4 protein-coding genes are annotated in these 9,505 nt (G+C 70.1%); 1 reads left to right on the top strand and 3 read right to left on the bottom strand.

What is annotated here, in order from left to right; translation table 11 throughout:
* Positions 1–303: 303 nt before the first annotated feature.
* Together ABD194_RS08180 and ABD194_RS08175 are read right to left on the bottom strand one after the other, a co-directional pair.
* Complete coding sequence (locus ABD194_RS08180; RefSeq protein ID WP_343989878.1) at positions 304–1,299, bottom strand: hypothetical protein; 996 nt, start codon at positions 1,297–1,299, stop codon at positions 304–306.
* Positions 1,300–1,597: 298 nt separating this feature from the next.
* The gene (locus tag ABD194_RS08175; RefSeq protein WP_343989875.1) at positions 1,598–2,443 is read right to left on the bottom strand and encodes a nuclease-related domain-containing protein; all 846 of its coding nucleotides are present in this window, start codon (positions 2,441–2,443) and stop codon (positions 1,598–1,600) included.
* Between the two features lie 130 nt (positions 2,444–2,573).
* Here ABD194_RS08175 and ABD194_RS08170 point away from each other — a divergent pair, with 130 nt between their 5' ends.
* A complete protein-coding gene (locus ABD194_RS08170) occupies positions 2,574–2,897 on the top strand; it encodes a histone-like nucleoid-structuring protein Lsr2 (RefSeq protein ID WP_343989872.1) in 324 nt (107 codons plus the stop codon).
* Positions 2,898–3,121: 224 nt separating this feature from the next.
* On the opposite strand, the gene mobF is transcribed toward ABD194_RS08170, so the two are convergent.
* Complete coding sequence (gene mobF, locus ABD194_RS08165) at positions 3,122–9,172, bottom strand: MobF family relaxase (RefSeq protein WP_343989869.1); 6,051 nt, start codon at positions 9,170–9,172, stop codon at positions 3,122–3,124.
* Positions 9,173–9,505: the final 333 nt, after the last annotated feature.

The raw sequence follows: 9,505 nt of genomic DNA, 5'->3' as shown, positions 1-9,505 counted from the left end.
TCGGTGCTGCCATGACTCTCATCCTTCCGTGGAATGAGAGCCTCCATCAGACCCGGAACGGGACAGGCGGCTCAGGCTCCCTGCGTCCGCAACTATGGCTGGACCTGCCGCTCGCCGATGTCTCGAGTGAAGATCGGACGCGGCCGGACGCTCCCTCGTGTCAGCCGCATCCATCCGCCGCGAGGGACGTCAGACACCGCGGATCTGGTCTCGTTCTGCTGGGCAGGTCTTGGGCTCGGCTAATGGCGCTTCTCGCCGAGGTCCACACCGTCAACGGCGCACCGTGTCCTGGTCACCGTCGGCTTAACCGGCCAGCCCCGCGGCTCTCATCAATGAGTGGCTGTGATAGCCGTCGATGACCATGAAGCGCCGCGGATTGCGCATGTCTGAGGCCAGGCTCTCTAGCATCGAGACAACTTCGGGACGAATCTCGTGACAGTGCTGCAGCACAAGCACCTCCGCCGGCGATACCGCCATGCGCTGAAGCTGGTCGCCATTCTTGCCCAGCATCGCAATAGTCATCGGCCGCCACATCGATCCGCCCGCAGGCCCCTTGAGGACAAACGCCGCGCTATGCGCGCGACCTTCCAAACGCAGCCGCGTCGTCCATAGATCGTGTTGCTCGCCGCCCCAGTCCTTCGGAACCGTCGGTTCGCCGATGAGAACTGCCAGAGCTCTCTTGACCTCAGCCTCAGGGATGGCGCGCATCACGTCGAGCGCATCAGGTGCGACCTCGAAGTCGATTCCCGCGAACTGCTCGACCTCGCTCACGTCCACGCGCTGCCATCGCGGATGCGGAGCCCACGCCGTCGCATGCCCGTCCGGCGGCCGGAGAAGCCGTGTCGCGATCGCCAATGCCCGCAATTCCACTTCGCTCGGCCCGAGAGCCACAACATGCCCAAGCATGAACTGGTGGCGCGTTCCGCGCAGTTCGACGTTCGAGGTGCTGGAGGTTAGCCGCGCTGGATTGAAGCTTCCGTGAACCAGTACCGACCGTTGATCCCCAACAACGAGGCTCGTGCGGAACGAGGACCGCACCTCAGTACCTCCGGCCCGACTTGCCTGTCGCTCGGCTGCGACGTCACTCCAGATGAATTCGCGCTGCAGCCAGACGAGTTGCCCGCGGTGACATTCGCCGGTTGCGAGGGCCAGGTCCAACGGCTGCACCGCGAATCTGGCTAACCATCGTTCGAGTTCGCGGGCATAGGCAAGGTGATCACCGCGTCTGAGGCCGAGAGCATGCCTCGCTATGCGCTCCAAACGGCCCCGCGACGTGCTGTCGAACAGCGAGTTCAGCATCTCCTCATGGAGAAACCACGCGTACAACGTCGCCGACTCCAACGGTGCCCGCAGCCTTGACCGGATTATCACCGTCCCACCTTGACGCATTCAGCCGCGGATCAGCTGCAGCCCTCGCCGGGCGCCCGACGCATGACTGAGCGGCAAGGATTCGGAGCACCAGCGACACTCCTTCACTGCTAGCTCACTCCGCTCTCACGACCGAACTCAGACCGTCAGCACTGTGTAGCCGCCGCGTCTGGTGAACCGTGCTTGGACTGTGCGTCACTTCGCCGCGTTTCGGCGCGGGGGTGATGCTTCAGGCCGGTGGTAGCGAGTATGCGAGTTGCCCGTGCACCTCGGCGACGGTTTCGCCGGTGCAGGGGCCGTCTGCTTGGAGCGGGGGGTACAGCTTGTTGGGCCACAACGCCTGGACGCCGCGGGTGGTGAAGGTGCCGCCTATCAGGGGCCAGTCCGCTTCGATGAAACAGAGCACACCGTGGACCGGGACGTCGATGTCCAGCAGGCTGCGCACCACGTCGACCTGTTTGAGCACTCCGTCGACGAGCTTGGTGCAGTCGCGGGATCCGACGAGCAGCCGTTCGGTGCGGGGCCGGAAGAGCCCACCTTCGATCTTGAGGTGGGGACGGCTCCGGTACTTCTTGGCATCGATGACATAGACACCGCTGGCAGTCACGGGCAGGTGGTCGATGTTCGCCCTGCTTTTCGGGATCCGCCGGTCGTGCAGCAGCCGGAGCGTGTCTGAGGCGAGCCGGTCCAGGCCTTTGCCGAGTCGTTCTTCCCCGGCGGCGCCGGTGTCCCAGGCGGTCGTTGACTGCCGCTCGTCGGAGAGCGCGAGGATCAGGCCCCCGAGTTTCGGGTGCTTGGTTCGAATCTGCTCTTCGCGCTTGGCCTTGCGGCGCTCGAACTCGCGACGCGCTGACGCTCCCGGCGTGCCGGACTCCACGACGTCCCCGAGATCAGGGTCGACGCCGCGCGCGACGGACGGCTCGACTGGCGAGCTCTCGTCATGGCTGATGCATCGGACCGTCTTCGTCGCCCGTTCATAGACCGCCTCGGCCCGGGCGGGGAGCGGCACACCACAGACCCGGCAGGACCCGGCGTAGCGCAGGCGCATGCGCTTCTCGTCGGTTCCCCCGTCCACGCGTTCACCGTACGGTGAACGCTCCTCAGAGGTGAGCCGGCCGCCGAGAAGTTGCGTGAGTTCGTTGTAGAACGACCGTCCTTCAGAGAGGCGTCACTCGACCGGAGCCAGCCGCCCTTACGATCTCGTCATGGCCCAACAAGTGATCACGACTCTGGTCGACGACATTGACGGCACTGAGGCGGCCGAGACAATCACGTTCGCCGTCGATGGTGAGTCCTACGAGATTGACCTGTCGGAGAAGAACGCGAAGGCGCTGCGCAAGAACCTGGGGCACTGGACCGACCGGGCTCGGACTTCAGGCAGACCCGCGCGTACCCGGCAGCGGCTTGCGGCCGTAGGCGCCTCCCGTAACGCGGAGATCCGCGCGTGGGCGCACAGCAACGGGCACGACGTTCCCGCGCGTGGACGGATCCCGCAGCGGATCGTTGCCGCGTTCGACGCAGCCCACTAAAGACCCGCGATGCCTCAGAGCGCCTGGGTCGACGATGGTCTGGGCGCTTCGGCTTTCGGTACGCCGATGACCCAGTCACTCACAGTGCGTCCGCAGAGATCTGGAATGGCGAGCGTCAGCGTGTGCCGGCCCTTCGCACCTGGCCCGATTGCGGAACGTCGGTCCGGCGCTAGCCGCTGGCAGCGGTCATCCCTCGGTCCAGGGTGGTGTCCGGTTTTGTGATCTCAGCGCCGGATGGGGCCTCGTCCGTGCGCCGGTCTGTCGCCGCAGGCCAGCTGCTGCATGGCCGCACCGGTCCGGTGGTGGCTCGCAGTCTCGGGCTCGTTGAACGGCACCTCGTCGAACTCGGGGTCGTCGGGGAGCCGGACCGCGAGGCGGTGGCGGAGCTCTTGCGCCGGCCGGTCCTGAAGCGGCTCGTCGTCGATGAGCTGTCGGCAGAGCGCGGCGACGTCGTGTCCGCCCCGATGGGCGTGGTCGAGCATGGTGGCCAGGGCGGGCCAGTCGCTCTGTGCGGCGAGTCGGTGGTCGAGTTCCCGGGCCAGTTCGTGCCACCGGTCGACCGGCTGCTGCTGCGCGGCGCTCTCGAGCCGCGAACGGACCTCGCGGATGGCGGTCAGCTGCTGCTGGGCGGCGGTCCGCGGGTTGCGGTTCCAGTCCTCGGCGTGGCCGGCGAGGCAGGCGCGGGCGGTCTGCAGCGGGACCCCGAATCGCTGCGCGACGTATCCGCTCCCGCTGGCCCATGTCGTGCTGGGTTGCGCGGCGAGGATCTGGCTGGCCTGTCGCAGAGCCGTCTGCTGGGGAAGGTTGTCGAGTCGCTCCTCGACGAGCAGCGAAGCCAGGGGCCGGGCGCGGTGGAGGGTATCGAGCAGCGCCTGCTGGCCTTCGCGGGTCAGGACGTCGGCGGGGTCGGATCCGTCGGGGAAGAGGGCCACGGCTGGGGCGAGTCCGTGCGGTGCGAGCATCCAGAAGTCCCGTTCGGCCGCGACCCGGCCGGGCAGGTCCCCGTCGGTGGCCACAAGCAGAGGTCGGCCCATCGCCGCCAGCTGCGCCGCCTGCTCGTGGGTGAGGGACGTGCCCAGGGTGGCGACGCCGACGAAGGCTCCACCGCCGGCCAGGGTGACCGCGATCGCATCCATCGGACCCTCGACGAGAACGAGGGCCGTGTCCTCGGGCAGCGGCCACGGCGGTAACCCGTAGAGCTGGGCGCCCTTGTGAAACAGGGGCGTGTCCGCGGTGTTGAGGTACTTCGGCACCGCAGGTTGGTCATCGCCAGCCGGTCCAGCAGGCGGCGTGTGGTCGAGGTTGGGGTGGCGGCGTCCGACGAAGCCGAGGACGTCGCCGTCGTGGGTGATCGGGAGCATGACCCGGTCCCGGAACCGGTCGATGAGTCTGCCGGTGCGGGCGCGGCTGGCGACCCCCGCGGCGAGCATCTCGATGTCGGTGACGCCGGCACGGCGCAGGGCGGTGACGAGAGAGGTCCACCCGGCGGGCGCGTACCCCGGCCCGAACGCGGACAGGGCAGTCGCAACGGGCCCGGTCGGGCGCCCGGCCGCCGATTCGGTTGCGGGCCCGAAGCGTTCGCGTAGGTAGGTGTCCGCCCAGCTGCCGGGCAGCTGGCCACGGAAGTAGTCCAAGGTGAGCTGGTTGACCTCGAGCATCCGCTCGCGGCTGACCGGGCTGTCGTCCCAGAGCGCGGCACGGGCCACCATGGCCTCCACGTCATCGTCGGCGGGGTCCAGGGCTCCCATCGTCTCGCGGACCATGGCGGCGAGCTGCAGCCGCACCTCAACCGGGGGAGCGGCCCCATCCGTGTCGCTGTCGTCACGGTGCGTGCTGGGTTCCAGGAGGTCCGGCCACTGGTCTGGGGTGGGTGTTTCACTCATGACCCCTGCACCGAAGACGATGCGGGCGGGTGGGAGTTCGTCCTCGGGTGGTGGGTCGTCGTCCAGGTCCTCGATGGGTGGGGGAGGGTCGGTGAGGACGGTGATCCGCCACACCATGGCTTGGCAGTCGTCCAGGTCACCGGCTTGGGGCTCGGGCCCGGCGGCTTGGTGGTCAGCTCCGGGGTTGCGGCCGGGGTTGGTGTCGAGCAGGTCCTGCAGGGCCCAGCCGCGTTGCAGGGCGTGGTCGATGCTGGTGACCAGAGCCGGCCACCACGGGCTGGCCTGCAGCTGCCCGGCGCGGGCGGGGCCGTAGGTGGCGGTCAGGCGGGGCACCCACGACGCCGTGAGTGCGGCATGGTTGTCGCGACGGTGGTGGTCGAGGTCGGCGGCGACGGCCGGGAAGATGTGTCGGCTGATCCGCCACCAGAGCGCGGCGGCGGCATGGTCATCGGGCAACGCCCCGACGGCCGTGGCGCGGCGGAGTAGGCCGAGCGCGTCGAGCCCGGCCCGGGCCATGGCGGCGAGCCGGTCGGCCAGGGTCGGGGTGAAGTCGTCGTGGCGGATTCCGGGTGCGGCGGCGTGAAGGAGCTCTTGCCATTCCTGCAGGGCGGGGGAGCGGGTGCCCCGCAGCGCGGTGGTGAGTCGGCGCTGCCACAGGGCTGCGGCCTTCTGCAGCTGTGGGGGCCCGGTGGGGCGCCGGTCGGTGTTGGGGACCTGCGTGGCGGCCCGCCAGACCTGCACGTCGGCGAGGACGGTGGGGTCGGGGCGGGCGGCCGTGTGGGTGACCCATGCGGGTGTGTGGGCCGCGGCGGCGTCTTTGACCTGGGCCGTGAGGGTGGTGACGAGCTCCGCTCTGCGGGTGAGGTATTCGCCCCACGTCGGGTGCTTCGCCAGGGCCGGCGGGATGCCAGGAAGCCAGGGGAGCGGGCCGGTGCTGGGTGTGTCACTGCCAGCGTGGCGCGGGTAGGTGGTTGGCAGGCTGGGGTCGTCGAGGCGCCAGTCGATGACGGCGGCCGGGTCGGCTGCGGTGTCGAGCTCCCGGGTGAAGGCGGCGGCACGCAGCGCGGCTGTGGTGTGGTCGTGGGCGGCGAGCAGGATCAGGTGCGCGCGCAGGGTCGGCCAGGCAGGCTGGTCGGTCAGTCCGGGGACAGCTTGGTCGGCGTCGCGTTCGAGGCCGCGGACGGTATCGGGGCCGAGGAGGTCTTCGGCGGCGTAGTGGACGGCGTCGGTGTAGCGGGCGGTCGCCTGGCCGAGCAGCAGGGCGGGGTCGGCGGCGACGCGGAGCTGGGTGGTCGCGGAGACGGGGGAGTGGTCCCGGGCCAGGATCGTCTCGAGGATGTCGGTGGCGGTCGGTGGGGCGAGGGTGTCGGGGTGGACCGCGGTGTGCGGGTCGCCGTCGCCGACGACCTGGACGTGCACGTGGTTCGCGAGCCGGCCGCGGGTGAGCATCGTGTAGAGCTGCTGGCGTGACTCCTGCCCGCTGGCGAGGCCGTGCATGGTGTCCGCGGAGACCCCTTGGGCGGCGTGGACGGTAGTGGCGTAGCCCAGCTCCGTGGACGCGGTCACGTAGCCGGCGGGGAGGGTGATGGTGTGTCGGTTCCTCACGTGTTGGACTCGTAGCCGGCCGTCGTCGCCGACGTCGAGGACGGTCCAGCGGTCGCCGTTCTTGACCCAGTCCGTCGGGGTCAACCTGAGTCGGCGGTCGTTGGAGCGGGTGATCACGACGTCCCCGACCGAGGCGGCGTTCCCGTCCGCCAGCGTGACCTCAGGGCCGGGATCGTGCCCTGGCTGCTGACTGTGGAGCCGGTGGGTGCGGGCACGCTGGTTGAGCTGGGCGACGAGCTCCCGGGTGGGGGCCAGCATGATCGCGTCCAGCCCACTGACGACGTCGTTCTGCCAGGCGGTGAAGACGTCCTCCGTGGTCGTGGCGCCGTCGCCGACGTGGACGCGGTGCTGGTCGAGGTAGAACCCGAGCGCCTCGGGTGCGCCGTCGCGCAGGGCGAGGGTGGCGGCGGCTTCGGCGGGGTCGGTGAAGCGCATCAGCTCGGTCAGGCGCAGCGCGCCCTGGCTGTGGGCGATGTCGCGCAGGACGCCACCGGCGCCGATCGCGGCGAGCTGCTGGTCGTCCCCGATGAGGCGGACCGATGCGCCGCGGGCAATGACGAACTGGACGACGGTGTCGAGGGTGAGGGTGTCGGCCATCCCCGCCTCGTCGATCAACACAAGGGTGGCGGCGTCGATGTGCGCTGCCCAGTCGGGCAGGTCGCCGTGGTCGATGGACCAGGTGAGCTTGGCCAGGGTGTCCGTCACCGCCGACGCCTGGCCCGGCGTCATGATGCTGCCGACGCTGCGAGTCGCGTCCGACGTCGGTGCGGCTGCGGGTGCGGGTGCGGGTGCGAGGGTGCTGATCTGGTCGCGGAGGACGGCCGCTGCGGCCGCGGACGGCGCAAGGCCGATGACGTGGCCGCCGCCGTTGGCCCAGGCGGTGGACAGTGCCCGGAGGGCGGTCGTCTTCCCTGCTCCGGCGGGTGCGATCGCCAGCTGCACCCGGGCGCCGGAGGTCGCCATGCCGCGCACCAGGGCGGCCTGGCCGGCGTTGAGGGTGGCCCCGTTCGCGGCCGACTCGAGCAGCGCCAGATCGACCGCTGGGGTGTCGACGGTGGGCCCGTCGAGGCGCCCGGCAGCATCGAGCAGGCGCTGCTCGGCGGCCAGGACCACGGCGGAGGTGTAGTGGTCGGCGCCGTGGACCGTGTAGACGCTGGAGTCGTCCCGGCGCCGCAGCTGCGCCGGCTCACGGATCCCGTCGCCCTGGCCGGTGAGGCGTACCGAGCGGCGCTCGAGGACGTCGTCGACGATCAGCCCCACGACGGCGTCCACGTCCCTGACAGCGAGGTCGGCGGGGTCGGTGGATCTCACCCGACGCTGCGCCTCGGCGCGGACGTGCCACACCTGCCATGTGCTCCGGGAGGCCTCCAAAGTGGCCACGATCGAGGCGGCCGTCGCGTCCATCCACGCCGCGTCGACCGGCCTCCGGGCCACCCCGGCGGCTGCCTTTCCGGGTGCTTCCGGTGTTGTGGTTGCGCGTAGCATGGCGTCGATCGCGTGGTCGTCGCCGAGGACCTCCACGGCTTGGCGCCGCCACGTGATCCGTTGCTCGGCGAGGGTGCGTGGGTCCTTCTTCGCCTGCCGGGTTTCCAGGGTGGCCTGCTGCGCGAGCTGGATCGACTCCACTGCTGTCGGGGGCCGGCCATGGTCGCGTTGGAAGGCTTGGGCGAGGTCGCTGCGGCGGGCCACGACGGCCGCCCGGCGGGCCGACCAGCGCTCGTTCAGGCGCGGGTCGACACCCACCACCTCCCGGACCGGACGCTTCCCAGCATCGGGGCTCTCACGCTCGGTGAAGCGCAGGCCGAGGCCGGCGTGGAGGTGTTTCTCGAGGGCGGTGTTGTAGGTCTCGGAGGCGGACACGTTGGCCTTGAACAGCACCCGCCCGTCGATGCTGAGCCACCCCCCGTCGAGGGTCTGGACCTTGTTCGCGACGGCGACGTGGGTGTGCAGGTCGGGGTCGCCGGCGCGGGAGTCGCGGTGCGTGAAGCTGGTCGCTACCAGTCCCCGGACCTCGACCTGACGGACCCCGTTGGTGCCTGTCCTGGTGAACAGGGCGTGCTCCTCGAGGAACCGCAGCGCGTCCCCGACGGCGGCCAGGTGGGCTCGTTCGATGGCGGCGGCGGTGGCCGGGTCGGCCACCGCCCACAGGGCGCTCACGCTCTTGACGGGGGAGAAGGTCAGGTCGTAGCCGGCGACCGCGGTCGTGCGGGGGCGGGAGTGTTTCGCGATCGTGGCGGCGATCTCACGCGCGCCGTCCGACCCGGGGGCGGGGTCGCGGCCGTGCTCGGCGCGGAAGAGCTCGGTGGCTAACTCGGTCCGGATCCGCGCCCGCTCCTCCAGCGGAACCACGGCGTCCGAGCCGTCACCGAGGTCGTCAGTGACGTCGGACCCCAGTTCCGTGGCGAGCTCCTGGATGCGGCGGGCCACCTCGATCCGGAAGGCGCTGACATCACTGGAGTACACCTTGTACGGCGCCCCGAGCCGGGTCACCGCCTGGTAGTCACTCTGGGTCAGGTCCGGGCCCGCGAGCCGATCCAGTCGTTGTTGCGCGAGGGGGTGGTGGCCGGAGCCGAAGAGCGCCTGCATCTGCTCTTGCGTGACGACATCGCCAGCCGCAAGGCCGTCGATGCCGACCATCCCGGACCCGACCCAGACCCCGGGCGTCTCGCCCTTCTGCGCGTAGTAGCTGGCCAGGCCGGTGTGGCCCTTGTCCGTCGCATCCTGGGCCGCGACCTGGCGGGTCAGGTAGTCGTACCCGCTCCCGGCCGTGAGCTTGTGGATGGACATCGTCACACCGACCAAAGCGTCCAGCCGGGGCTCTGGCGATCAGGTGGTTGAAACGGAAACGACCGGGAATGCATGAGGTGTGTGTGACATGGGGTTGCGGTTTCGCTGGGGGTTCGCGCCTGGCACGGCGGCGTCGATCACGCCAAGGATCCGGGACTTGGGGTGTGGCGGTTGGCCGGGACGGCACCTCGGCGTCTCTGGCGACGACATCGGATAGCACGGACTGATCCATTGGGAGTGATCGCCGGGGGCGATCCCGCGGCTTAGGTCGATGACAGGAGCCGTGCAGCAGAAGGGCCCATCATGAGTGAACAACCCCCCGGGCGACAGGAG

Source organism: Terrabacter terrae, from assembly GCF_039529575.1.
GTDB lineage: Bacteria > Actinomycetota > Actinomycetes > Actinomycetales > Dermatophilaceae > Terrabacter > Terrabacter terrae.
Note: the sequence above shows the minus strand (reverse complement) of the source record. Positions and strands in the feature narration are given on the sequence as shown.